This is a genomic window from Sphingomonas sp. 179-I 2A4 NHS, from assembly GCF_045369135.1.
Lineage (GTDB): Bacteria > Pseudomonadota > Alphaproteobacteria > Sphingomonadales > Sphingomonadaceae > Sphingomonas.
In genome coordinates this window covers 54,171-78,891 of sequence record NZ_JBIQFL010000012.1, presented here as the reverse complement: position 1 = coordinate 78,891, position 24,721 = coordinate 54,171, and the positions used below count along the sequence as shown (strand labels likewise).

The following is a 24,721-nucleotide window of genomic DNA, read 5'->3' as shown; positions in this document are numbered from 1 at the left end:
GGTGGGAAAATGCGCCGACCACACGCGAGTTGGCCAGGATGATGTCCGCGATGATCGACATCTACTGCGCCAGTTACGATTGCAAGCGCCTACAGATACAGGCGGTTGTAGAGGTGATGAACACTTCGACCGTACCTTTCGCGCTCGCGGTCGATGACGTCCCGATCATCCTGATGGACATGACGCTGATCCTGGAGGACGCCGGCTTTCGCTGTCATGAGGCGATGGACGGCGATACCGCGATCGTGCTGCTGGAGGAGCAGGCCGACAACACCATCCTGCTGTTCTCCGATGTCGAGATGCCGGGATCGATCAACGGCTTTGCGCTGGCGCGTCATGTCGCACAGCACTGGCCCTGGATCGAGATCGTGATCGCCAGCGGCAATATCCGTCCCAATCCGGGTGACATGCCCGAGAAGGCGACGTTCATCCCGAAGCCCTTCTCGGCTGCGATCGTCCACGAGCACCTCCGCAGGACGCTGCCTGACGGCAAGAAGCCCGCGCCGCTGAAGAATGCGGTGACGACGCCGGTTCAGCCGGGAGCCTGAGCCACCCCTGCCGAGGCGAGCAACTGCGCGTCGGTCGCGTCGCGGTTGTCGATCCACCATTTGGCGTCCGCGATGCCGAGCAGCGCCGCGCCGGTTTCGACGCTATCGAGAGGTTGATCCTTGCGCAGCAAGGCGATCCGTTTCGCGCGAATGGTCGTTGCCCAGCTGACCTGTCGTTCCGAGCCGTTGAGCGGCGCCAGCGACAGATGGGCAACGGCTTGTTGCGAGGCCGCGGCGTCGCGCTCGTTCTCTTCCTGGCGCTGCTTGCGGTAGCACGCGCCGCAGACCGTCGTGCGCAGCCAGGTGGCCTTGCGCTCCTGCTGCGACGCGAACCCGGCAATGAAATGGGTTTGCTCATGGCCGCAGGTGTGGGTGATGCGATGGTCCATGACGTTCAGCCTGTCATATGGGCCGGATTTGTTCCAGCGGGATTGAGTCGAGCCGTTCGGTTCCGGCGACCGATGCTCGCGGCATGAAGATGGCGATCACGACCCGAGTGGGCTGCTCATCACCAGCACGGTCGCGCGCGCGATCGGCGCCGGCGCTACGCCGGCTCTGAAGGGGGCGACCGCCCCCCACCGCAGCGACTTGGCGACGGGGCGATAGCTGACCGGATGGATGCCATCCCGGCTCGGTTGCGCCCGCAGCGGGATGACGGTGTCGCCGAAACGTGCCGCGATCGACGTGACAATGGATGACGCGCGCAGGTCGTAGGGGGCAAGCCAGGCCACCTTGACGGCGGTGGTTCGCCGCCTGAGCGCAAGAAGGTTGGTTGGGAGCGCCGGACTGGCGGCATCGTTCGACCCGAGTGCGATGAGGGCGACGGTGGCGGCCGAAGCGCCCCTCACCCGCCGCTCGATCTCGGCCGAACCGGCACCCACGCGCGCATGAACCTCGCAGCGTATGCCCTGTGCTGCCAATGCCTGCGCCGTGCCGACCGCGGTGCTGTCGCCCAGGATCAGGCAGAAGGGAATCATGGCCGACCAGCCTGATGGGCAAGCGGTTTTCGTGGAGTGGTCATGTCGCCGTAGGCAAGTAGCCCGAAGATGGCGACAGCACAGCCGGCGATGCCGAACGCTGCGCGTGCCAGCCCGATCAGCCGCGCCTTGCGACCCTTGCGAAGGTGGTTCCACCCTCGATCGAGCGAGGTACGCCAGGACAGCCAGCCATCGCCGATATCGCTCGCGCCGAACATCGCGATGGGGATCGCGACGGCCAGCATGATATGCCGGATGTCGGCGCGGGCGATCACGATGGCGAGAAAGGTCGCGACCAGAATGAACAGCGCGATGGCGTTGATGACGCTGTAGAGCGGGCGCAGCCGAAAGATCCGACGCGAGGGCGCAGCGAGGTAGCGCACGATCGGACGGCGGCAGGTGTCGCAGACCAGCATGTGCTGCCCCAGCGGCCAGCGGCGCATCGCCTCATGGCAATACGGGCATTCGGGCCGGGGCAGGCTGATCATATTCATGCGACGTGGCCGACCCTGATCGCATCGGGAAGTGCAGCCCGGATCACGTCGGCGACGTCGGGCACGCAGATCCAGTTGGAGAATCTCGGGTTCCAGATCGCCTTGCCCTTGCACAACGCGGAAAGAACCTCCCTGCCGATCTCATCGTCGCGCGCGGCCCGGAATGCGATGCGGCCATCTGGCAGTGTCCGCTCGACGATCCCGGCGCATACCTCGATAGGTGCGCCCGCCTTGACGGGAACCGCCTTGGCAGGGGGCGATACCTCCAAAACGGTGCATTCAACCGCTACCGATGTGGAGGGACTTTGCGCCGGATGAACAGTGACAGGCTCTGCCTCGACGTACGGCGGCAATTCCGGCACAGACGCGGCCTGGACGATGGGCATGTTGATCGGCCCAGACGGGTCGCCGGTATGAGACGTATCGGCGGCGTCCGTGCTGTCAGGAACGATGCCGAGGCGGGTATAGATATCGCCCTCCTGGACATGGTCGGCGATGAGCTGGTCGGCGATCTCGACCATCTGCGCGGCGGTGACGCCGGTCGAAAACATTCGTCCCAGGGGCGATGACCCGCCGAACGGCACCCAGGCTTTGTAAAGGTTGTCGCATTTGTAGATCGGCTCGTCGCTGCCGATTTTGGAACGGTCGATCATCGCGGTGGGCGGAACGGACACGAATACGCCGACCTCCGCGAACGCCCTGTCATGCCCTTTTCGCTTCAGCCACGCCTGCAGCACCTTGCGTTGTCGTTTGGCCTGTTCGACCGGATTGGGGATGTTCTGCGGCTGACGTTGCGAGCGATACCAGACCATCCATTCGCCATGCTCGTTCTTCGAGATCCGGCCAGAGTAGTTCTTGGATTCGAAGATCGAGGCGGTGCGCGACGCCCGCGACAGCAGGATATGATCGAACTGCGCGAACCCGCCCTGCCCGTCCGGCAGGCGCAGATCGTGGATAAGCAGGTTGCGGTCGTTGTCAGGCCCGAATTGGTGATCGAGCATATAGGCGGTCTCGCGCTCGCCCCGCATCCCCTGGCGATGGTTCCGCACCGTCGATCGCACGCGCTCGGGGAGAGCCGCGAACTCGTCGGACGCCATCACTTCGTCGGCAAATGCGATCTCGGCCGCGCGGGTCGATTTCTTGCGGATCATCGTTTCGGCGTTCCCGGATTTGGCTGCGGCAGCGGTTGAACCGCCTGCGCCGGTAGCGGCGCGGAGGCGGGAGGCACCATTGCGGGCGGCTTGGCCGGCACCAGCCTCGCCTCGAGCCGTGGCCGTGCATCCTCGATCAGCTTGCGGAACGCATCGAGCGTCGCCAGCGTGGTGATCTTGCCGATGTCGGTCGAGGCGTAGCTTCCACCGAGCGCACCCACGCCAAGGCCGAGCAACAGCCCACCGCCCACGACGCCGATATCCTTCTTGCGCGCCGACCCGCTGGCGACCGCTTCCTGGATGCCGGTGTTCACGTCGACCAGCGTCATCAGCACCTGGCTTTCGAGTGTCTTCGACTTGAGCCCGACCGCCCCGCCGAACACACCGCCGACCCCGCCCCCGCTCTCACGCGACTTGGCGTCGGAATAGACCACCTTCACCTCGATCAGATAATCCGCCTTGGTGACAGGCCGGGTTGTGGCAGTCCCGCCATTGATCGCGCGTTCGCGTTCGAGCGCGCTGAACGCCTCGCCGCGATCGGCGACGCGGAAGCAATTGGATCGCGCGATCATCAGCTTGACCAGTGGCAGCGCGTCGACGCGCGCGGTCGAACCGCCGTTCTGCATCTCCGCCATGCGCATGAGCGCCTGCAGTTGCGGCGACAGGCCATCGGCCGGGTTGGCGGCCTTCTCCTCAACCAGCGCGGCAACGCCGAGCGGCACCTGGCATTGCGGCACGGCGGTCGTCTCGTCGACGCCGGTGCCGCCCTGCCCCAGCTTCTGGGCGTGGGCCATTGAAGGTGTGACGGCCGCGAGCGCGGCCGTCACGACGAGCATGCGGGTGCGATCAAGCACCGGCGCCCGCCTTCTTCGCATGCGCTGCGGGATCGCAGATCCCGGCACGCTCCTCGTCCGCCGCAACTTTCTTCGCGGCTTCGTCACAGTCCTTGCAGTCGGGACAGTCCGCGCAGTCCTTGCATTTGCCGTTGTGAAGCGCGTGCGCGCGATAGCGCGCCTTCTTCGCCTCGACCTCGCGCGCGGCATCGGTGCCGGCATGACTTCCGGCGAAGCTCGCCATCGCGAGCAGGACCGGCGCCGACGACTGCGCGCTGGCGGCCGACGGCAAGGCCACGGAGAGGGCGGCAAGCCCCAGCGCGGCGATCATCTTCAGTTTCATCGTGTGTACTCCTTCCCTGGCCGTTTTCAGAAGAAACCGTTGCGTCGGCCGTCGCGACGGTCATCGTGGCGGGCGCTGCTGTCGCCCAGCGCCGAGCGCCGGACCTCCAGCTCAACCCCGTCCCCCTTGCGGCGAATGCGGACATCCTGCGGGGCGATGTTGTTGCGCTTCGCCCAGCGGTCTGCGTCGGCATCCGAGCCGAACTCGCCCATTTCCTCGAAATCCCAGTTGCTCATGTCTCCTGTCCCGGTTGATCGCCGTGCCGGCGCGCGGGGGCCGGTCCTGGCGGTGCGATGCGAAATCCCCGCGCGTGGATGAAGGACAGTGTCACTGGATCGAGGCCGGTTTGGCGGCGATGCGCCGGACCACGAGATTGCTGTCGGCCCCCAGACGAAGATCGAGCGTGTGCCCGACCCGTCGCGTGAACAGCATCACGCCGGCAACCTCGTCGTGCAGCGTGCCCCTGCCGAAGAAGGTCCGAGAATCTGCCCATTCGCGGCCGTGGATGAAGCGGACGCGATATTGGCCGAGCGGGGCTGGCACGGTGACACGCTCGAAGGCGCGGACATAGACCGACAGCCGGTTCTTCGCCGTCGCCGGATCGAGCAGCTGGACGATGCTATTGTCTGCCGCACCCTGAATGGTCAGGTGGCTTCTGACGGTTCGCAGGTCGACGCTGGAGGAGACGGCGACCGTTCCCGATTCCGGAAAACCGGTGTTCGTCCCCACGATTGACGCGAACAGGCTGGAGGTTGCGCGCTTGATCTGGCCCTGCCCGGCCCAGGCCGCAAGGACCAGTGCGATGGCAACACCGACGCCCAGCGCCTGCCAGTAAGGGGCCGGCGTGAAGCGCGGGCGGGGCCGCCATCGACCGCGCTGATAATCGTGGCCCCTGTTCCTGGCTTCGAACCACGACCCTTTCGATCCGCCAGATATCCAGCTCGCGCTCCCCAGCGGCACCGATTTCCTGAACCCGAAGCGGTTCAGCTCGACCCGTGCCTTGCGATCGTTCCATTGCGTCGCACCGGGATCGAGCCCCTGCCGCTTGCGGTAGCGATCGCGCATATAGTCGCGATCATCGATGCCCATCGACCACCTCCATCGACTGCGAGGGGAGAGCCAGGGGAAACACGTCCATTCTGGACAGCATCGCGTGATCGCGCAGCGAGGCCTCGACGGCGACAACCTCGCTCGAAGTCAGTCCAGGTTCGCGTCGTACGAAAAGGATGGTCGACGCCGATCCTGCCAGCCAGCGCGCGATGGAGATCCTGGGCATCAGCCGGTCGTGGTCGGCGAAAGCGTGGGTCGCTCGTCGCACGCCGGCCAGCACGGTCATTCCCCAACGCAGGGCGTGACCGTTTCCAGAATCGTGTCCCGCCGCCTCTGCGACGGCTTCCGGCGGGAGATCCCGTATCAGATCGCGGACGGCCGAAAGGGTCGCACCAGGTTCATCGCCGGCATGCTGGATCGCGCGGAGCAGCACATAGCGCGAAGCGCAGGTGTAGCCCGAGCAAACGTCAGGATCGTCGGGAAGGAACGCTTCGATCGCGGACGAGCGTGCATAGTCGCTCGGATGGTCTGCGAAGAAGTCCCAGTTGCCGCGCGCGGGGTCGATCAGCTGGTCGCGGACCTGGTCGGCGAGTTCGGCGATCGCGTCGCCATCGCCGAATACCGCGAGCCGGCCCCCGTCACCGGCGCGGACCGCTTCAAGCGCCGCTGCCGTCAGATCCGCGGTTTCGGCGATCGTGAGGGTCGCGTGCGTCGGCTCGGGTTGGCGCCGGAAGCGAAAAGGGAAACTACCGTCCACCGGGCGTACCTTCGGTTGCGGGCGGAACGAAAATTCCACCATCGGTGTGGAGCGACGCGCTGACGATTCCGCATCCGACCGCCCAGGCGAAGGTGAAAGCCGCCACCACGGCCTCCAGGAGCCCCGCCTGACGCAGCCGGCGCGTCAGGGGGACGAGCACGCGCGGCGCGGTTGACCGTGGCTCCACGGGCTTCCTGCGGGCCTGTTGGAGATGCTCGGACGCGCCCTCGATCGCATCGCAGGGCGGCGTGTCGAGCCGCGAGGTCCGGCCGATGCGGGGAGCCCCGTGCATATAGTCGCGGTCGGCGAGGCTCATCGTGCTGGCTCGGGCCGGACCCGGAGGGCACGCAGCGCGCGGGTGAGCGGCAGGAGTAAGACGTAGGTCAGGCCGAATATCGCGGCCATCGCGAGCGTTTCGCCGCCCCAGTCGAGCGCATCGTCGCGCCGCGCGAGCTGGCTGCATTGCGCGAGCGTATGGGTGTCGAGATCGCAGGCGTGCCAATGTTTCGTGGCGATCACCTGATCCCAGGTCGGTGGCGACGTGGTCATGCTCATAGCTCCAGTCCGATGTCCTTTTCGGGGTAGGGAAGTTCGATTTCCGGCTTCTCGACGCCGATCCGCAGCGATGCGGCTGCAAGGGAGGGATCGTTCTTGAAATCGGGCGGCTGCCGCTCGACGGTTTGGCTGACGTCGGCGCTCGGCTCGCCCCCAACTTTCTCCGGTCCGCGATCGAGGTCGGGCGGCAGCGAGGGGTTGAACGTCTCGCCCGCGCCTGCTTTCGCCGCTGTGCCGGCAGCGCCGCGATCGGGATCGATCGTCAGCGCGCCGGTGGTTTCGAGCGCCGAGGTCTTGTTGCCCTCGTTGCGCTCGATCGCGGCGGTCAGCTTCTCGCGGTCGTCGGTGAACAGCTGGATGTCGTCGCGGACGCGCGTAACGGTGACGTTGAACAGGCGTTGGTTGGAGAGGTTAGATTCCTTGTGGCTCATCACCGCGATCGCGGTATCGGTGGTGATGCCCTGCGCCGCGTGCATGTTGAGCGCGTAGGCGAGGCTGATCCGCTCCATCATCGGATCGCCCGCCTTCAGCTCGTGGAGCGTGCCGTCGCTCGCCTCGACCCTGATCCCCGACGGGTCGGCCGAGACGACGCGGGCGATGTCGTTGTTGTTGAGGCCGCGGTCCTTGTCGTTCTGCGTCCAGCGGATCCTGTCGCCTTCGTGCAGCCGGATCTCCTCGCGCTGCGCGAGCTGCATCGCATCGGTCTTGTCGACCGGCGATATCTTCTGCGGATCGAAGGTCCGAACCCGGTTGCCGATCTGGACCTGGACGCGGCCCTTCGCGTCGACGCCGAGCACGTCATAGGTGCCGGGGCTGAGGCCGAGTTCGCGCATGGCATGGCGCAGGTCGATCACCTGGCCCGGCTTGTAGGTATGCGCGTAGCGCAGTTCCTCACGCGTGACGTTGACCTTGTCGAGGACGGGCGTAACGACGCCCTCGCCCTTCAGCGCCCCCTCTGCGGCGAGGCCGTCCTGGATGCGCACGTTGAGCTCGGCGCGGGCGACGCGGCCCGAGGAGAACATCGCGGTGGTCTCGCGCTGTTCGGTGGTTAGGCCCAGCCAGTGTTCGGCCGCGGCCTTCACATGCTCGGGGTTGGCGGTGACCTTGTCGCCGAGCATCGCCATCGCCTCGCGCACCTCGCCACGGTTGGTCAGCGCAGCGACGGTGCGCAGCTGCTCGGTGCGCTGGCGCAGATTCTCGTCCATCCGCGCCATCGTGATCCCGCCGGCCTGCGCGAGCGCGAACGCCTTGCCGGCGTCGACCGCGGTGATCTGCTGGCGATCGCCGATCATCAGGAAGCGATCGACGCCGAGCGCATTGGCGATGCCGACCAGGTGCTTCATCTGGTCGGAACCCACCATCGAGGCTTCGTCGAGGATCAGCGTCGTGCCGGCGAGCGCGTCGCGCGCGCCGTCATAGCCCGCTCCCTTCCCAGCGAGCGCGTGGCGGGCATAGCTGTGGACGAACGAGGAGACGGTGCGGCTCTCGATCCCGGCTTCCGCGCCGAGGCGATCGGCGGTCGCCTTCATGAGCGCGAGGCCGACCACCTTGCCGCCCTCCTGCTCGACGTTGCGCGCGACGCTCGCCAGCATGGTCGACTTGCCGGCGCCCGAGACGCCTTGGACCGCGACGATACGATCGGCGGAGGTCAGCGCCATCGTCGCGGCCGCCATCTGGCCTGCGTTGAGTTCCTTGTCGCCCGATGCGGCGTTGATCCGCTCGATGACGGTGTCGGCGGAGACGATCACCCGCCCCTCCCCCTTGCCGCGCTCGATCTCGGCAAGGATACCGCGCTCGGTCGCGAGCGCCTCGGGCGTCGTGACATGGGTGACGACGCCGTCGATCCGGTCCTCCTTGCCCGGGATCAGCTTCTCGTTGCGGATGAGCTCGGAGACGCGCGCGTCGACATGCGCGGCGGTGACACCCTTCAGCCCGAGGTCGAGCGCGGTCCGGGTGATGTCGGGCACGGCGAACGCGGCTTCGCGCTGGGCATGGATGCGGATCGCGGAGGCGACGGCGTGCTGGGCGCGCAGATCCACCGGCGCGATGCGCAGTCGGTCGAGACCGCTGGCGACGAGCGGATCGGCGGATCGGAACCACTCGCCCAGGCTTTCGCGGATATTGGCCAGGACGTCACCGAGGCGCTCCATCGGTCGTGGCTGGGCATCGAGGCCGCTAGTGCCGGCACGCTCGCGCGCGGCATCGACCAGTGCCTTGCCGTCGAATCCGAGCGCGGCCGCCCGGTCACGCCATTCCTGGCGCAGGGCATCGCGATCCTCGACGTTCAGCTTGGCGTCGCGGGTATTGTTGGTCACCTTGCGCAACGCCTCGGCGGAGGTGACACCGAGCTCGCCGGCTTTCGCCAGGATATCGGCGCGCCGCTGGCTGAAGGTGTCGATCACCTCCTTAGGCACGCCGGCGATCTCGAACTGGCCGTGCTTGCCGGTGACGCTTGTTTCGTAGCCGATCTTTGCCAGCTCGGCGCGAAACTGGGCGTGATAGGCCGCGCCGATCGTGGTGTTGTTCTTCCAGAGTTGCTGGTTGTGGAGCGCCTGCCATGCCCCGTTCGCCATCTTGGTCATGTTGGCGATAAGGACGTGGATGTGGCCCTGCGGATCGAGAGCGCGGCTCGTGTCGTGCTGGAACAGCGCATAGACGAGGTTGCCGGTACGCACCGCATCCCCTGACCTGGACTGATCGTAGGTGCGGCCTTCGGCGAAGGTCTTCTCGACCCAGCCCATCGTCGCCTTTACCGCGTTCATATGCGCGGTGAGCACACGGGCGTCGCCGGCGACATAGGCCATGACGCTCGCCGATTTCGGCATCGAGAATGTCAGGTCGACGCCTAACCGCCGACCCTCGACCTGCCCGACCTTCTCGCCATCGGGCATCTCGCCGTTGAGGATCTTCTCGAAGTCCTCCTTGGTCACCTCGCCCTTGAGGCCAAGATCGGCCGCGCCCACCCCGCCCCAGGCGGTCGCCTCGGACGAATGCTCGGCGGTGTAGTAATCGTCCTTGGCGAAATACTGCGCCGCGCCGGAGGCGGATTTGACGGAGGCGACCGACAGCATCGGCTACATCCCCATGTCCATGTCGTCATCGATCTCCGGCGAATGATCCGGGCCATGATGACGATGGTGGTGATCGGGATCGCGCTGCGTCGCAAACCCATCGCGCAACTCACGGGTCGCTTGGTCCTCATGGCGGTTGCCATCTTGCCGACCGAGATCAGAGCCACTCATTGGTCGTTCGGCGTCCGATCGTTGCGCGTTCGGGCCTGCCGTGAGCGTTGGCGACGCCCCCGGATCGGGAAGCCTCAGACCGATCCGCGCGTCGCGCACCTTTTCGGACGCGACGGGAACCGCTGGCTCCGCTGCGCGGACGGCATCGGCGCCGGTTGGGCTGGTCGTGACGCCCTTCCCGGTTACCTGATCGATCACCACCGGCAGCGCCCCGGTGACCTCCATCGCCGCAGCCGCCTTCTCCGCCTCGCTACGGGGCTTCTCGGGCTGAGCGGCGGTCAGGTCCGGCTGTTCTCGTTCCCTTGCCTCTACGCCTCCCACGGGCCGCGTGGGGGTATGTTCCCGGCCGCCCTCACCCCCCTCATCCGCGACCTTGTTCCGGGCGGTCTGACGACGCCGGTCTTCCGGCGAGACGTATTCGGTCGGCTTGAAGTTCTTGCGGGGAACCGCCCCCGGCGCGACCTCGGCATAGGACCGGTACTTGAGTTCGATCCGCGCAGCGGGGAAACCGTCGGGAAACTTCACGAAGCCGTGGAGCGACGGCAGGTTGTTGATGTCGTCGGGGATGACCAGCGGTTCGATCGCGGTACGCGGTGTGAGCGTCGAGGCGTCGCGGGTATTGTTGTAGCCGTAGCTGTATGCCTCATCCATCTGACGGACTTCCCGGCTGCCGATGAACTCGGAGCATTTCTCGGCCGTCGTGCGATCGGCGGTGGCGAGGATCAGCTTGGTGCGCGCGAGGCCGGTGAGCGCGGTCGCGTTCTGCAGGCCATAGGTCGCGACCAGCTTGTCGAACGAGTGGATGCCGAGGACGAACGCGCCTCCGAAGTTGCGCGCCGACTGGAGGCCATGCTCGATGCCGGGCAGCGCGTGGAGCGCGTGTACCTCGTCGAACAGATACCAGGTGCGCAGATCGCGCGTCTTGGGCAGGCGCATGAGGTTGTTGACCGCGAGGTCGATCCACAGCGTGAACAGGCCGCGGGTCATCTCCAGGTCATTGTACGAGCCGGTAATGAACATGATCGAGCCGTCACGATTGTCGGTCGCGATCCAGTCGCGGATCGAGAAGGCGGGCGGGCCGCCCGGGACGGGGTCCGGCATGAAGCGCAGCGCCTGTCCGTTGACGTTCAGGACTGATCGGATCGACTCCGCCATGCGGGCCGCTTTCTCCGTCGTCAGCGGGGCCGCGATCGTGTCGTCCAGCTTGGCGTTGATCGACTTCAGGTCAGCCTGCATCAGGTGATGCGCGATGGCGGCATTGTTGGCCTCGCCCATCTCCTGAAGCTTCAGGCACATCTCGATGAACAGCATGCGTGCGGCGTTCTGCCAGAACGGCTCCTTGTCGTCGGGATGCGAGGGGATGAGGGCCGAGGCGGCCGACACGAAGTCGGCATAGTTGCGGCACTCGTCGAACAGCGTCCACGGCGCGCAACGCTCGTCCATCGGGTTGAGGATAACGTCGGTTTCGGGGTTGTAGAATGTCTCCACGAACACCCCGGTAAGGTCGAAGATGACGGCGCGATGCCCGCGCGCACGAAGCTGCGAGACGTGGCTGCGCAGCTGCGTCGTCTTGCCGGTGCCGGTGGTGCCGATGAGCATGGTATGGCTCTGTTCGAGCCGCCACGGATAGGGGATGCCGGCGATCGTATAGGGAACGTGGATGCCCCGGTCGATGCGATCGAGGATTGGAGCCTTGGCGACCAGCTCCGGGACGTATGGGGGCTCGTGCTCGGCGCACTCGGTTCGGAACCTGCGCCGGTTGTGGCCGCTGACGGTTTTGACGAGGACATCTCGCTCGACCAGCAGGGCGCCGCGGTTATGGCGTTCCTGGAGCATGTCGCTGCCGCGCTTGTTGGCCCACATGATGAACCACATGATGAGCGGAGCGGCGATGAAAGCCGACATGACGAGCGTCGTCAGGAAGATTTTGATGGTTTTAGCCCAGGCGTGAACGACATGGGGCTCGTAGGGAACGTAACCGATCGGAACTTTCGTCACGACGCCGTTGGGCAGGGTCAGGTTGATAAGGTGGAATCTGTCCGCGCCGACCCATGTCCAGATCGCCGAGTAGAGTTTCATCAGGTCGAGCTGGAACTCATGCTCGGCGAGGCCCAGCCAGACGAAGATATTGAACAGGACGATGAACGTCCCGAGCCAGATCCAGATCGGCACCTGGAGGCCCGCCCAGGTCATCTTGTACTGGCTGGCAAGCAGCTGCGAACCGCGGGTGAAATTGCCGGAGTTGCGGGTGATCCGCCCCCGCGCTGAATGGTGCTTTACCGTCGCCGCCTGACCGTTGAACCGGATATCATCGCTGCGCATGGTGAACCTCCACGCGCTCCTGGGCGATGTCGATGATCTTCTCCGCGTAGTCGGGATGCTCGCGGGTAACGATGAGGTCCATCGAAGCCGACAGTTGCTCTAGGATGAGCAGGACGCGACTGACGTTGAAGGAATGGCTCGCGACCGCCAGTGGAAGTCCGAAATGAAAGACTAAACGGGACGCCTCCGAGCGAGAGCATCCACGCTCTTTCGCGAAGCTGTCCAGGGTCGCAACAGCCTGACTCGAAAGCCTGAAGCCGACGTGGTGTGTAGTCATGATCCATCCACTCAACTGGTGGATGGTGGGGATTTCGGAGCCGGAGGTTTAACACGCGATTTCAGACATCGCCATAGAAAACGTATTACATGCCGAGAACGTCGAACTAGACGCTATTTCAACGGGTTAGCGAACTCCGGCTAGGCTTTTCCACCATGAGAACACGACACACCCTGTGAACAGACCGTATTTCAGGCACTTAACCTGCGGCGTGCCGCGTACGGTGTGCAAATCCTTAGGGACTGTCGCGGTGGTGGTGGCATCATGGCTGGATGTCCGATCATTGGACCGGACTCCGGGAGGGAAAGCGCCGCAGGCAGGCGATCATCGGGCAGGACCGAAGGGGGTTGGGCGGAGCAATCCCGCCCCACGACGGACCTGGCCGCAGGTCAGTGTCCGTCGCCCCATGCTGGTCCGGTAAAACCGGACCAGCGAACGAGTATGGTTGTCGCTATTGTGCAGCTGGGTAGGTGCTGGCATCGTACAACATGGAGGCTGGTTCACGATCAGAAAAGGCATGTCGAATGGCACGGAGTATCGAGCAGGAACGGGCGCAGCTTGAGGCCGATGAACAGCGGCTCAACGAGCGTCGCAAGCAACTCGCCGATCGCGAGCGATCGGGGTTGTTGAAGGAGGTTGAGAAGTCGGGGCTGATGAAGGCCGATCCAGCCCAGTTCAGCGCCATCATCGGGGCGATCAAGAAGCTCGGGATCGACGAGACCGTGAAGCGCCTGACCGCGTAGCGGGTCAGCGCAGGAGCGGGCTCAAGCCCATCAAGCAAAAAAGGGGAGCAGCCGTAAGGCGCTCCCCTTTTCAATGCCTGGCCGAAGCTGGCGATGCTTCGGTCCATTGAGGCAAAAGAATGGGGAGCATCGAGGCGAAGCCCGATGCCCCCCGACGCGATGGTGACTGGAGGGAGGCTATCCCCAGACCATGCGTATCTCGTCACTGGTAGCGGCCTGAGCCGCGAGCGAGTCGAACCGCTCGAGGTAACGGCCATCATTGAGGTGGCCTAGATCGCGGCGGACGTAAGGCTGACCCAGAGTATCGCGCAATTCGGTAATGGGTATGCTGCCGCGATTGTCGTCGGCAAGCCGGAGCGCGTCGAGGACGCGATAGGCGTTGCCGTTGGCGAGGTTGATCTCCGATGCGCCGTCGGGCGTGGTGGCGACGTGCATGGTGATCGTGCGGGTTGCATCGTCGCGCCAGAAGCGGACGTTGAGTCCACGAAACTGGGCTTCCTCGACAACGGAGATGACACCAACGTCGTGATCGAAGATCGCGCAGATTGATGCGAGCGACCAGGGGCACACGCGGGCTTCGAACGAGCACGACACCAGGGGGTCATCGTCCTCGTCTTCGAGAAGCTGGCCACGCTCCCGGGCGAAGGCGCGGAACGCGGCGAGCTGGCGGGCGGTGATGACGGCGGGCGCGGCATCGGCTTTCCGATCGACGCTGAGGAAGAAGGTGATCGACATGGTCTGTCTCCCATTGGAACCATCATCCCCGGTTTCCCTCCCCTTCCGATCCGTCAGGATCGGCATGGCCGATCACGGGGTCATGGGTCGGTCCGCAGGACCGGTTGCCCGAGCGATGCGTAGCTGGTGCTCGCAATGCGCAGGCATTGCGGCACCGCGAGCGAGCCGGGCATTGGTCGGACTGCGCCGGTCGATGCGTAGCGAGCGCGACACGCGCAGGCGTGGCCGCGATGCGAGCGAGACGGGCGCGGTCGATAAGCGGGTGCGATCGGCACGAGCGAGGCGTAGCGAACCGGCGATCCGAAGGGATCGTCGTGAAGCGAGCGAGCCGTGCCGGTCAGCCCATACTCGATCGCATCGGCACGGCGCGATGCGCAGCGGCAGCGCAGGCGATGCGACGGCATCGCCGCGCCCGCCAGCGAGCCGTGCCGATGCCGCAGTCGAGACGCCGGCTGAGCCGCGACGGTCGATGCGTAGCGAGCGTGACACGCGCAGGCGTGGCCGCGATGCGAGCGAGGCGATGCGACGGAGTGACAGATCGATCCCGGCACCGGCGAGGCGTAGCAGGCAGTGGCAATGCGACGGCATTGCCCTGCCGCGAGCGAGCCGTACCGATCCTCCGTCAGGGATCGACCGCGTCAATTTCGATCAGGCGTGCGGTGTCGGTCCACGAGATGATCTCATAGTCGTCCGACATGTGGGTGTAGTGGCCACTGCGAACCTCGCCGATCGTCGCGCATGTTCCGTCCGCCCAGAGTGCGTAGTCGTCGTTCGAGATGGGGTCGGTCATGTCATTCTCCTTTTGCTGACGCGAACCGTCCGGCATGCGGTGTTCAGGGCGGTTGATGCCGTTGACCGGGAAGCCGTGGCGAGCGCAGCGAAGGCAGGGATCCCGGTCAACGCTCGAGAGCGGGGGAACCGATTTTGTGCTGGCGGTCCGCTGAGCGGAGCGATTGCGGACGGGCAGCGCAAAATTTGGGGGATCGCGAAGTCTCGACGGCCCGTGATACCCGCATGCCATTCTGTAGTGAGGCGAGCAAAGGATAGCCCTTTCGGGGTCGCACCGGGGTTTTCCAAGGGTCGCATCGGCCGAGGCGTAGCGCGCTGGTCATCGCACTCAGCGATGACCGCTAAGCGAGCGAGGCGATGCGACGGAGCGACAGATCGATCCCGGCACCGGCGAGGCGTGGCAGGCAGCGGCAATGCGACGGCATTGCCCTGCCGCGAGCGAGCCGTGTCGATCCGGCAACGCGGTGCGATCGACCGCAAGGTCAGTCCCACGCGGCGCGATGGGGCTCGATGCCCCGGAGCGCCGCCCAGGGCGACGTAAAAAAGGGGAAGGACTCCGGTTTCCCGGAGCCCTTCCGTGAGTGCGTCAGGCGCGACGGCCGCGCTGGCTGGGCTGCACCGGCGCCTGTCCGTCCTTGCGGAAGACGTGGAGCGGTACGCCGGCGGTTCGCAGCTTGCGCGCGAAGTCGATCTGGACGCCCGATCCTTCGCAGACGATCGCTTCGACGGGACGCAGCGAGGCGATGCGGTCGTTGCGCAGGAACCCGCCCCGGTTGCCGTGGCGCTTGTCGAGGAACATGCGCACCAGCTTGACCTCGCGCGAGGCCGCCCACGACGCTGCGATGGCGTCGGCACCCTTGTTCATGGCGGTGGTCATCAGGACCATCGACGGGATGCGACGCTTGATCTGGTCGAGGCGTTCGAAGAGCTGCTCGTGGTCGTGCCATTCCATGCCGCCCGAGAAGGCGACAATCGGGCCGCTCGGGTTGTGCTCGTCCCGACGCTTTGCCGCGCGTGCCGCCAGATAGTCGGCACCGTCGATCATCGAGGCGGTCAGCTTGGACGACACCCTGCTGCCGCGGACGGTCGAGAAGGGCCGTCCGGTCTCGACGCGATACACGTTCCCGGCGTGGTCCCGCATGCAGCGCATCGCCTCGGCGCAATTCTCGAGGGTCTGGCAGAGCAGCTGGGTTTCTTCGAGTTCCACCGCGTAGATCTCCGAGGGGTCGTAGCTGCGCACCAGGTCGCCCAGCTTCTTGGCGGCGTCATCCTCCCGCCCCTCGATGCGCTTGGCCACCATGTGGAAGCTGTTGACGAAACCCCATGCGAGATCGGCGGCGAATTCTTCCATGCGGGTGTCGCGGAACACGTCGAACATCGTCGCCAGCATCTGCTCGACGGCGTGCGCGGCCTGCTCCGGGTCGGGCATGTCCAGCTTCTCGGCTTCGCTGACGATGGAAAGCTTGGCCATCTCGCTCGCCTCGATGAACGCCCCCTGATAGGTCTCGGTGGTGTCCTCGTCGGCGCGGCGCTCGTTGATCGCGCGGCCCATGTCGTTGAAGTTGCTGTACTTGGTCATGATAGCCTCCATGAGTTGAAAATCTCACCTTCTCTCGGTGAGGAATCTCATCCGGCATGCGGCGGTCAGGGCGGTCAGGGACGTTAACCGGGAAGCCGCGGCCCGCAGGGTCGCGGACCCCGGTTAACGCTCGCGCGCGGGGGAGCCGATTTTCTCGTGCCCTGGAGGCGGAGCGAAGCGGAGGCGGAAGGGTGCGTGAAAATTGGGGGGACCGCGCGTCCTTGACGGCCCGCCAACCCCGCATGCCAGACTTCCTCATCACAGAGAGAGAAAATATTATGTTGTGGTGGGCACGCCGGGTCGGACCGAGCACGGGCGGCGGTGATGCGCCGCCAGGCGCAGCGCCGCAAAGGCAGCGCCAGTGAGCCCGGGAGGGCGAGCCAGCTGCCGCCGCCCGCGCGCAGGACGCCCGGCGCCGGCATAGGGATCGTCACCCGCAGGGCGTGCGCCGTTGTGGCGCGAAGAAGAAAGGAGTGTTCGAATGAACTGAGCTTACTGGCGTAGCTTATGCCTGACCGACTTACCGGTGCTGGTGATGAACCGGCTGAAATTCCGAAAGGGAAACGGGACCATAGCATGTCGGGGGAATGGATCGAAGTCGGGTGCCGCAACCTGACGGTTGACCAACAGGCAAGGTGTGCATGGTGAAGACTGGATTGTCTAAATCCCAGATTCCAGCGGCTATCAGGTTGGCGATGGTGAACGCGGTTGTCACACCATTCCGAGCGGAGCGAGGAGCACGTCCCAGTGAATCGCTGCCAGTCCGCTCGGCGCAGCCCCGGTAAGGGGATTAAGGAAACGAACGGGGCACCTAAACACGCCGCGACTCCTCACTCGCGCAACTGCGGGATCGCCTAAACAGGACGGCTTGTTCGGACCTGCATGGCGACGGAGCCGTCATAGTAGTCAAATGCCCGGTGTAATGGCCGGGACAGCCGCCGCGAGGCGGACGGAGCAGCGGTATAAGCGGGAGTGATCCTTGTCGAAATCCGCAGCATCCGGGCGAAGGACGGCAGTTCTGTAACCTCGATGGATCAAAGGAAAGGGATTGCTGATGCAAACCGCTACTATCCTGAGACGGATCGAGAAGCTTCCGGCCCTGTCGAGGGCGGGCAAGCGGATCAACGGTCTCCACCGCCTCATGCGGTCCCGCTGCTTATATGAGCGGGCCTATGACAGAGTATCCCGGAATCGGGGTGCCATGACGCCGGGAGTAGACGGCCAGACCTTCGACGGCATGACGCTGGCAAGGCTTGATCGTTTGGTCGAACGCGTGGCGGAAGGCCGTTACCGCCCTCGTCCAGTGCGGCGGGTCTATATCCCCAAGGGCAATGGTAAAATGCGCCCATTGGGCATCCCTACGGCGGATGATCGCATCGTTCAGGAGGCGGCGAGAATGATCCTCGCGGCGATCTATGAGCCTGTGTTCTCGAAACATAGTCATGGGTTCCGCGCGGGTCGCTCCTGCCACACGGCTCTCGAAGAGATCCGCAAAACCTGGACGGGTGCGAAATGGCTGATCGAAGTGGATGTTCGCGGGTTCTTCGACAACATCGACCATGACATCCTGCTCGGCCTCTTGGCCCGGCGCATCGATGATCCTGTGTTCATCGATCTGATCGGAACAATGCTCAAGGCAGGGTGCATGGACGAATGGAAGTTCGAACGGACCTATAGCGGCACTCCACAGGGCGGGGTCATCTCGCCCTTGCTTGCCAACATCTATCTCCATGAGCTTGACTTGTTCATGGAGGAAATGCGGGCGGGCTTCGACAAGGGCGTCAAACGGCGGGCCAATCCTGCCTATGCTGCTCAGGGCCAGCAGATCGCCGCACTTCGTAAGAAGATCGACGCAATCCGTGCCGGTGGCGCGGACGAGGCAGAAGTCCGGGCCTGTCTGGCTCGGATCGAAGCCATCAATCGGGATCGACGGAAAATATCATCCGTCGATCAAATGGACCCCAACTTCCGCCGCCTGCGCTATTGCCGCTATGCCGACGACTTCCTTGTCGGTGTGATCGGCAGCAAGGCGGACGCCGTCCGGATCATGGCCGATATACAGCACTTCCTCGCTGAGCGGCTCAATCTGGCGGTATCACCGGAGAAAACCGGGGTTCGCGATGCGTCGAAGGGATCGCCGTTCCTTGGCTTCCATGTATGCGCCTTCACGTTGCGCTCCGCCGGCACGATGGCGGGACGACAGAAGGTCGGCGGTGGGATGCGTCGCGTCCTTCGTCGGCCAACGCGGGGGAATATCAAGCTGTGGGTGCCACGGAATCGGGTCTATGGGTTCTGCAGGCGGAAAAAGCTCGGCAACCTCGACAAGAGGAATGGCCGAGCACGTCCGCAGTTCCTCGACTCCAGTGTCGCGGAGATTATCGTTGCCTATAACTCGGAGTTTTGTGGCTTCGCCAACTATTATGCGATCGCCGATGGCGTAAAAGCATCGCTCGACAAACTTGAGCTGGTCATGTTCAGGAGCTTGTTGGCGACGATAGCCTGTCGACGGCGTACGAGTAGAAGGCAGGTCATGAAATCCCTGAAAATGGGGGCGGACTATGGTGTCACCACCATGGTCCGGGGCAAACCGCGCGTCCACAAGGTGTGGAAGCTGAAACATCTGATCGTGAAGACGTGGGGCAATCCCATCGTCGATACCATCACGGTCGGCTCGCGCATTGCGCAGAGTTCGAACGACCTCGTTACCCGCCTCACCGCTGAAGAATGCCAAGCATGCGGCGATACCGATGGACCGTTCGAGATGCATCATACTCACCGCCTGAAAGACAAACGGGGCGACCAACTGACACTGTGGAAACAATCGGCGCGGCGGCGCAGGACCATCGTTCTGTGCCGCAAATGTCACGTCGCACACCATGGTGGGCGGATGCCCGACAGAATGGAGAGCCGTGTGCATTGAAAGGTGCAAGCACGGTTCGGGGGGAGGCGCTGGGGCGTCCTCGAAAGAGGCGTCTCGCGCCCACCCTACGGAGACCCCGCCAGGGGGCTCCGTGAGGCCCGCCAGGGCCGAATAGAGCCCGGTCCCGCCCACAAGGCGGGACGCCCCGCCCTGCCCCTCTACGGCCGTCCCACAGCCAGCACAGCAGGATCAGCAGGATCAGTCCCATTCATACTCGCCACCGTCATCCCCGGCATCGTAATCCGGCATCTCCTGGATTCCCGGGTCGTCTGGATCGCGGTTGGCATCGGGGTCCTCGCCGTGCGGGTCGGTCTGGATATCCGGTTCGGTTGCGAACCGGATATCTTCACCGATCCGGTCAGCAATGTCCGGCTCGACCGCGCTGTCATCGTCTAGCCAGCAGGAACGCGGACACTGGAGCAGCTGGTGACCACGATGGACGAAGGGCTGGCCGTTCATCAGGATGGGTCGCTCGGCGAGACGCCGGCAGGGTTCATTGCGACGGTTGCGGAAGCCGTACGGCACCGCCAGCGGGGCGAGCGCGACGGCATTGCCGTCGTGGTCGCCGCCGGCGGGTGCCGGCTCGTCGACCCGAGCGACCGGGTCCGGTGCCGCAGGTATCGGCTCGGGCGCGAACGGGTCGCCGTCGAACATGTCGCGCTGGACGGTCATGGTGCCGGACCTTTCAGGTGAGCGCGCGCTGGCGCAAGGCCGCGGTGCGAAGCACCGTGGGCGAGGCGTCCTGCGCGGGCGATGATGAAGCATGCGCGAAGGGCGACGCCCGCAGACGCCGCCCGGTTCGCTGGCCGGTCAGTAGAACTCGGCGCGATCGGCGATGATCTCGCAGCCGTAGCGGTCGTTGCCGTCGCTGTCCTGCCAGCGGGTGTAGTGCAGGCGTCCCTCGATGGCGATGAGGTCGCCCTTCTTGCGGTTGCCGGCGATCGCCTTGGCGAGGCCGTTGAAGCAGGTGACCTTGTGGTATTCGGTCTCCTTGACGGTGAAGCCGTCGTCGCCTTTGTAGGTGTGGCCGTCCTTGTTGAGCTTCGGGCGATCGGTCGCCACGAAGATGGTCGCGACGCTGGTGGCGCGATTGACTTCGCGCAGTTCGGGGGTGCGGGTCAGGCGGCCGACGAGGTTCACGTTGTTCATGGCATTGCCTCCTTGGGTTGGTCGGCGGTCCGTCCGCCGGTGTCACCTGAAGGGCGTCGCGGTTCGGGGCGTCGCACCGGAGGGCGAGCTGGGCCGGCGCGCAGGCGGCGGGCCTGGTCGACCGGAGGGGAACCCCTTTTGCAGGGGTGGTGCGGGCAGCCGCGCGAAGCGCGGCAACACGGCCCTGCCAAAGGGGTTGCGAGGCCCCGGGGCGCGGCGCAGGTGACACGAAACGGCGGATGGGCCGTCGATCAGCCCAAGGTTCCCGCAGGCATTGCCATGGACAAACCTCGTGAACCGCTCATGTCGGTCGCCTGACCCGTACCCCCGAACGACCCGGCGCGAAGGCAGGCGTGCCGCCAGCGTCGCTCGCTGACCGACGTGGTGCCGCTCCGAAGCTCGACAAGGACGGCCGCGCCCGGGCGACGACGCACCGGCAAGGAGACCGGATGCCGCAAGGTCGCCCGACGGCCGACCCTCGCCAGGGCGATCGCCGGCAACCGCATCGGACCTGGGCGTCCTCATCGCCATCGGGGTTAAACGCCTGCCGATACCCGCTGGCAGGACAGCGACGGCTTTACGCGCCGCCCGGCTGCGAGATCATCGCCGATTGTGATGATCTATCCGTCCGGTCAGCGAATCGGGCGGCGTCTGCGGGCGTCGTCCTTCGGGTTGGCGTAACCAACGGTCAGCGTCGATCGGTTACCCGGACGGCGCTTGCCTGGACGGCACGAACGATCTTCTGAAAATACGTCGGGGGGCACCGCCCATAAATGAAGCTGCCGGTCCTCAGGTCGATGACATCATGGCCGCGCCAGTCGAAATCGTTGACGTCGTTGACGACGACGTGGCTTTCGCCGGCGCGCGGCAGGCCCATAGCCTTGGCGACCGGATCGGGTATCCGGTCGCTGCGAGAGGATCGCGCCTCCCCCTTCGTCGTGATGGGTACGACCGCGACGCCTCTGGCATCTGACGCGATTACCAGAACCGGGCGTTCCTTGACGCCCTCGTCACGACCGGCAGCCGCTTCATGGGCAAACAGATAGATGTAGTTGATGACATCGCCGGGTTCAGGCGGCGGTGTCGACGCGCTCACGCTCCCACCGATCGTCGGCGAGTTCGGCTTCTGTCGGGAGCGAGGCTTCAAGACGGGCCGCGAAGTCATCCGGGAATGTCCCTTCGGTATAGACCCGGCGATTGCCGTGGATCGCGCGGAGCGCAGCTTCGGCGCGGTCGAGGTAATCGGCGCTGACGACGGCGGCGAAGCGCCGGTTGCGCTTGGTCAGGATGACCGGCGCGAGCTGGCTCTTGTCGACGTAGACGCCCGGGGTCTTGTGGAAATCGGTGAGATTGACGGTCTCGTCACTGGCGGTAGCAGCCATCAGTGCCTCCTGTGGATCACGCGCATTATACGCAGTATGCGCGGAATAGCCAGAAACGACAACAGGGACCGCTTCGGTGATGAAGCGATCCCCGTCGGGGTGGCGACACGGGCGACGCATCAGCGCCGCCCGATGCCGGTCAGACCGTTTCGTCGACCGGCGCGGTGCTGGCGCCCAGACCGTCGCCGGTGTCATCGCCGGCGCCCGAGGTCGCCACGTCACGGCCATCGGCGGTGAAGGGCAGCGCGGGTTCGCCGTCATCCGCCTTGACGCCCAGCGCGGCACCGACGTCGCGGCGCTTCTGGGCGCGCTGCCACACGACGTTGTACGAGCCGTCGTCTTGGCGGAAGGCCGAGACCTGCAGCGGCGCGGCGAGCGACGGATCGTCGATGCGGCCGTTGAGGAACGCCTCGCCGGTGTTGTTCGAGGTGAGTTCGAAGAACGCCCCGACCTGCACCCACGTCCGGCCCGGGGTAAGCGCGTGGATCTCGTAGCGCGGGGCGCGCGGGTTGGACGACTGGACCGGCTTGAGCGCAATCGTCATCGCGACCGCGAGGGTGGAAATGCGGCCCATGAAAATGCCCGCGTCGTTCTGCTTGATCTGACCGATGTTCATGACGTGTCTCCTGTGATGTCGTGCTGGACCCCATGTCCTCGACACCGATCTTCAATCCTCCTCCCCTCCCCGGCCCTTCGGCCGGGCAGGGCGCGATGAGCGCCCCTCACCGACCGCGTCTTCACGCGGACGGTGGATCGTGCGGGACGCGGACCGGGCCTGATTGGGAGGTTGTCAACTTCAGGAGTTGGTTGGGACGATCGTCAGTACGGGCGGTTCGAACGATCCGAGGGCGAAATGCTTCAAGATCGCCTCATAGGAGCCGAGTTCGCGGGCTTCTTCCTCGCTGATGAGCGTTTTGCCGTCATCGGTCGCGTTGAAGGAGTGTCGTGGCCCTTCGCCGACCCAGATAATGGTTTCAGGGTTGAATGACCCGGCTGATCCGTCGGTCCAGCACACGAAAGGGAGATCGTTGGTGCAGCAGAATTCCTCGATCTCGTCGACATCTCCGATTGTCACATCGTGCGCTCGCATTCGGAGATGCTCGCCGGATTTGATGTCGTCGTCGGAGAGTGCTTCGCCCTCCCACTCAAGAGTGAGGCCCGAGGCATTCGCCAGTTCGATGAGTTTGGGAACTTGGTCGGCGGGCAGATTTCCCCCGATCGTAATTGAGACGGAGACGCGGTCGGCCATGTCGGGACCTCGTGATGAAGTGGACGTGCCGGTCCCGCGAGCGGTGTCATCACCATTCGCCCGGCTATCCATTCATCACCCCCTTCCCTTGAGCGTGGCCCAGGTTAGAACTGCGATATCCTGTGCTTATACGGCGATAAAGCGAAGGAATAGCTAAATTATCGATCCGATACGGTGTTGAATCGGGACTGGAGCCCATGAAGCAAAAAAAGGGCGACGCCGTGTGCCGGCGTCGCCCCGAGTTTCGGCGTGCGGGAGCGAAAGGGGGCGCGCCCGTGCGCCATGCGGTGCCGTGAGGGAGTGCACGGCACCGGGGGTGGATCAGGCGTCCTCGGCGACGCGCTGGCGGCGACCGCGGCCCTTGCCGACCGGCTCCTCGACCGGGGCGGTGGTTTCGCCCAGTCCGGTGTCGGTGGCGGCCGCATCGGGGCCGGGACCGTTGTCGACCGGGCCGCCATCGGCGCCGAACGGCGGCGACAGATCGTCATCCGCCTTGACGCCGAGCGCGGCACCGACGTCGCGGCGCTTCTGGGCGCGCTGCCAGACGACGTTGTACGAGCCGTCGTCCTGGCGGAAGGCCGAGACCTGCAGCGGCGCGGCGAGCGACGGATCGTCGATGCGACCGTTGAGGAACGCCTCGCCGGTGTTGTTCGAGGTGAGTTCGAAGAACGCCCCGACCTGCACCCACGTCCGGCCCGGGGTAAGCGCGTGGATCTCGTAGCGCGGGGCGCGCGGGTTGGACGACTGGACCGGCTTGAGCGCAATCGTCATCGCGACCGCGAGGGTGGAAATGCGGCCCATGAAAATGCCCGCGTCGTTCTGCTTGATCTGACCGATGTTCATGACGTGTCTCCTGTGATGTCGTGCTGGACCCCATGTCCTCGACACCGATCTTCAATCCTCCTCCCCTCCCCGGCCCTTCGGCCGGGCAGGGCGCGATGAGCGCCCCTCACCGACCGCGTCTTCACGCGGACGGTGGATCGTGCGGGACGCGGACCGGGCCTGCCGATCATCGGCCGATCTTGTCGGTCAGGGCGGTGCCGATATCGGCGTGTGCCGCGGCGAGCGCGCCGATCGCGCGGCTGACGACGTCGGTCGCCTCGTCGCTCGGATCGATGCACCAGCATTTGCCGGCGTGGCGGATGTCGATCAGCCGGTCGGATTTGTTGTCGATCCCGAAGGTGTAGCCGTGACGCTGGTCTAAGCCGGCGACGGTGACGTCGGTCGTTTTGGCCTTGATCGTGACGACGGGCGCGACCGCGGGGGTCAGCAGCACGGTATCGCGCGGCGTTTGCGCCTGTGGGACCAGCGCGGGTGCGGGCGGCTTGCCGAGCGACGGCATCTTCGGGATCGGCACGAGGCCGTTCACCGCGTCCTGCGCCATGTCGGCCGCCATTGCGGTCGCCATGAAGATGGCGGTGCGCGCGAGATCCTGGGCGATGGCTTCGCGGTGCGGCTCGGTCAGCGTCGGCAGGAGGTGGCAGAGTTTGGTGTCGAGCGCGAAGGCGACGGGCTCGGCGTTGGGATCGATGCACATGATCGTGACCTTTCGGCAAAATGCCCGGACCCCATGTCCAGGATGCCGATCCGGTCCCTCTCTCCTTCCGGCGCAGCCGGTGCCGGCAT

The 24,721-nt window shown here is 65.3% G+C and carries 28 protein-coding genes; 3 read left to right on the top strand and 25 right to left on the bottom strand.

Going from position 1 to position 24,721, the window contains the following annotated elements:
- Window positions 1-50: 50 nt before the first annotated feature.
- The gene (locus tag ACH0CP_RS16355) at window positions 51-548 is read left to right on the top strand and encodes a response regulator (protein WP_307718164.1); all 498 of its coding nucleotides are present in this window, start codon (window positions 51-53) and stop codon (window positions 546-548) included.
- Here ACH0CP_RS16355 and ACH0CP_RS16350 read toward each other — a convergent pair.
- The 14 genes from ACH0CP_RS16350 to ACH0CP_RS16285 all read right to left on the bottom strand — a co-directional run bounded on the left by ACH0CP_RS16350 (window position 533) and on the right by ACH0CP_RS16285 (window position 12,549).
- On the bottom strand, window positions 533-937 hold the full coding sequence (locus ACH0CP_RS16350; RefSeq protein WP_010409157.1) for a hypothetical protein: 405 nt from the start codon (window positions 935-937) through the stop codon (window positions 533-535). The two genes, ACH0CP_RS16355 and ACH0CP_RS16350, sit on opposite strands and share 16 nt — an antisense overlap.
- A gap of 96 nt (window positions 938-1,033) precedes the next feature.
- Window positions 1,034-1,525: a hypothetical protein gene (locus ACH0CP_RS16345; protein WP_010409155.1), complete on the bottom strand. Its 492-nt coding sequence runs from the start codon at window positions 1,523-1,525 to the stop codon at window positions 1,034-1,036.
- Window positions 1,522-2,013 carry a hypothetical protein gene (locus ACH0CP_RS16340; protein WP_116463088.1) on the bottom strand — a complete coding sequence of 164 codons (492 nt, stop codon included), beginning with the start codon at window positions 2,011-2,013 and terminating at the stop codon, window positions 1,522-1,524. The genes ACH0CP_RS16345 and ACH0CP_RS16340 overlap by 4 nt, the downstream gene beginning before the upstream one ends.
- A 2-nt stretch (window positions 2,014-2,015) precedes the next feature.
- On the bottom strand, window positions 2,016-3,170 hold the full coding sequence (locus tag ACH0CP_RS16335) for a nuclease-related domain-containing protein (protein WP_010409151.1): 1,155 nt from the start codon (window positions 3,168-3,170) through the stop codon (window positions 2,016-2,018).
- Entirely contained in the window at window positions 3,167-4,024 is an 858-nt protein-coding gene (locus tag ACH0CP_RS16330) for a CsgG/HfaB family protein (RefSeq protein ID WP_010409149.1), read from the bottom strand. The genes ACH0CP_RS16335 and ACH0CP_RS16330 overlap by 4 nt, the downstream gene beginning before the upstream one ends.
- On the bottom strand, window positions 4,017-4,334 hold the full coding sequence (locus ACH0CP_RS16325; RefSeq protein ID WP_131818623.1) for a hypothetical protein: 318 nt from the start codon (window positions 4,332-4,334) through the stop codon (window positions 4,017-4,019). Before ACH0CP_RS16325 ends, ACH0CP_RS16330 begins: the two co-directional genes overlap by 8 nt.
- 38 nt (window positions 4,335-4,372) lie before the next feature.
- A complete protein-coding gene (locus tag ACH0CP_RS16320) occupies window positions 4,373-4,582 on the bottom strand; it encodes a hypothetical protein (RefSeq protein WP_010409146.1) in 210 nt (69 codons plus the stop codon).
- 91 nt (window positions 4,583-4,673) lie between these two features.
- Window positions 4,674-5,435, bottom strand: coding sequence for a hypothetical protein (locus ACH0CP_RS16315; RefSeq protein ID WP_037447284.1), 762 nt, complete (start codon window positions 5,433-5,435; stop codon window positions 4,674-4,676).
- Window positions 5,422-6,153, bottom strand: coding sequence for a type IV secretion protein (locus ACH0CP_RS16310; RefSeq protein WP_035386407.1), 732 nt, complete (start codon window positions 6,151-6,153; stop codon window positions 5,422-5,424). Before ACH0CP_RS16310 ends, ACH0CP_RS16315 begins: the two co-directional genes overlap by 14 nt.
- Entirely contained in the window at window positions 6,143-6,469 is a 327-nt protein-coding gene (locus ACH0CP_RS16305; protein WP_037447293.1) for a hypothetical protein, read from the bottom strand. Before ACH0CP_RS16305 ends, ACH0CP_RS16310 begins: the two co-directional genes overlap by 11 nt.
- Window positions 6,466-6,702: a hypothetical protein gene (locus ACH0CP_RS16300; protein WP_037447296.1), complete on the bottom strand. Its 237-nt coding sequence runs from the start codon at window positions 6,700-6,702 to the stop codon at window positions 6,466-6,468. Before ACH0CP_RS16300 ends, ACH0CP_RS16305 begins: the two co-directional genes overlap by 4 nt.
- A gap of 2 nt (window positions 6,703-6,704) precedes the next feature.
- Window positions 6,705-9,779: a MobF family relaxase gene (gene mobF / locus ACH0CP_RS16295; protein WP_016509811.1), complete on the bottom strand. Its 3,075-nt coding sequence runs from the start codon at window positions 9,777-9,779 to the stop codon at window positions 6,705-6,707.
- A 3-nt stretch (window positions 9,780-9,782) separates the two neighbouring features.
- Window positions 9,783-12,272 (bottom strand): type IV secretion system DNA-binding domain-containing protein, encoded by a 2,490-nt coding sequence (locus ACH0CP_RS16290; protein WP_037447302.1) that lies wholly within the window; start codon window positions 12,270-12,272, stop codon window positions 9,783-9,785.
- Window positions 12,259-12,549, bottom strand: a complete 291-nt coding sequence (locus ACH0CP_RS16285; protein ID WP_016509826.1) for a hypothetical protein — start codon at window positions 12,547-12,549, stop codon at window positions 12,259-12,261. Before ACH0CP_RS16285 ends, ACH0CP_RS16290 begins: the two co-directional genes overlap by 14 nt.
- A gap of 524 nt (window positions 12,550-13,073) precedes the next feature.
- On the opposite strand from ACH0CP_RS16285, the gene ACH0CP_RS16280 reads away from it, so the two are divergent.
- On the top strand, window positions 13,074-13,292 hold the full coding sequence (locus tag ACH0CP_RS16280; RefSeq protein WP_037447303.1) for a hypothetical protein: 219 nt from the start codon (window positions 13,074-13,076) through the stop codon (window positions 13,290-13,292).
- Window positions 13,293-13,469: 177 nt separating this feature from the next.
- Here ACH0CP_RS16280 and ACH0CP_RS16275 read toward each other — a convergent pair whose 3' ends face one another.
- The 3 genes from ACH0CP_RS16275 to ACH0CP_RS16265 form a co-directional block, all read right to left on the bottom strand.
- Window positions 13,470-14,027: a hypothetical protein gene (locus tag ACH0CP_RS16275; protein WP_037447306.1), complete on the bottom strand. Its 558-nt coding sequence runs from the start codon at window positions 14,025-14,027 to the stop codon at window positions 13,470-13,472.
- Window positions 14,028-14,649: 622 nt separating this feature from the next.
- The gene (locus ACH0CP_RS16270; protein WP_156028549.1) at window positions 14,650-14,817 is read right to left on the bottom strand and encodes a hypothetical protein; all 168 of its coding nucleotides are present in this window, start codon (window positions 14,815-14,817) and stop codon (window positions 14,650-14,652) included.
- Between the two features lie 585 nt (window positions 14,818-15,402).
- Window positions 15,403-16,395: an SLOG family protein gene (locus ACH0CP_RS16265; protein ID WP_037447491.1), complete on the bottom strand. Its 993-nt coding sequence runs from the start codon at window positions 16,393-16,395 to the stop codon at window positions 15,403-15,405.
- 1,201 nt (window positions 16,396-17,596) lie between these two features.
- On the opposite strand from ACH0CP_RS16265, the gene ACH0CP_RS16260 reads away from it, so the two are divergent.
- Entirely contained in the window at window positions 17,597-19,315 is a 1,719-nt protein-coding gene (locus ACH0CP_RS16260; RefSeq protein ID WP_239024946.1) for a reverse transcriptase/maturase family protein, read from the top strand.
- Window positions 19,316-19,513: 198 nt separating this feature from the next.
- Here the strand turns inward: ACH0CP_RS16260 and ACH0CP_RS16255 are convergent, their stop codons facing one another.
- From ACH0CP_RS16255 to ACH0CP_RS16220, 8 genes are all read right to left on the bottom strand, one after another.
- Window positions 19,514-19,987 (bottom strand): hypothetical protein, encoded by a 474-nt coding sequence (locus ACH0CP_RS16255; protein WP_037447312.1) that lies wholly within the window; start codon window positions 19,985-19,987, stop codon window positions 19,514-19,516.
- Between the two features lie 138 nt (window positions 19,988-20,125).
- Complete coding sequence (locus ACH0CP_RS16250) at window positions 20,126-20,464, bottom strand: single-stranded DNA-binding protein (protein ID WP_010409121.1); 339 nt, start codon at window positions 20,462-20,464, stop codon at window positions 20,126-20,128.
- 688 nt (window positions 20,465-21,152) lie between these two features.
- The gene (locus tag ACH0CP_RS16245; protein WP_035386729.1) at window positions 21,153-21,560 is read right to left on the bottom strand and encodes a hypothetical protein; all 408 of its coding nucleotides are present in this window, start codon (window positions 21,558-21,560) and stop codon (window positions 21,153-21,155) included.
- Window positions 21,535-21,846, bottom strand: coding sequence for a prevent-host-death family protein (locus ACH0CP_RS16240; protein WP_016510718.1), 312 nt, complete (start codon window positions 21,844-21,846; stop codon window positions 21,535-21,537). The genes ACH0CP_RS16245 and ACH0CP_RS16240 overlap by 26 nt, the downstream gene beginning before the upstream one ends.
- A gap of 139 nt (window positions 21,847-21,985) precedes the next feature.
- Window positions 21,986-22,462, bottom strand: coding sequence for a DUF736 domain-containing protein (locus ACH0CP_RS16235; protein WP_037447318.1), 477 nt, complete (start codon window positions 22,460-22,462; stop codon window positions 21,986-21,988).
- Window positions 22,463-22,642: 180 nt separating this feature from the next.
- Complete coding sequence (locus tag ACH0CP_RS16230; protein WP_037447321.1) at window positions 22,643-23,095, bottom strand: hypothetical protein; 453 nt, start codon at window positions 23,093-23,095, stop codon at window positions 22,643-22,645.
- Between the two features lie 321 nt (window positions 23,096-23,416).
- Entirely contained in the window at window positions 23,417-23,938 is a 522-nt protein-coding gene (locus tag ACH0CP_RS16225; protein WP_037447324.1) for a DUF736 domain-containing protein, read from the bottom strand.
- Window positions 23,939-24,104: 166 nt separating this feature from the next.
- Window positions 24,105-24,632 carry a hypothetical protein gene (locus ACH0CP_RS16220; protein ID WP_197419142.1) on the bottom strand — a complete coding sequence of 176 codons (528 nt, stop codon included), beginning with the start codon at window positions 24,630-24,632 and terminating at the stop codon, window positions 24,105-24,107.
- Window positions 24,633-24,721: the final 89 nt, after the last annotated feature.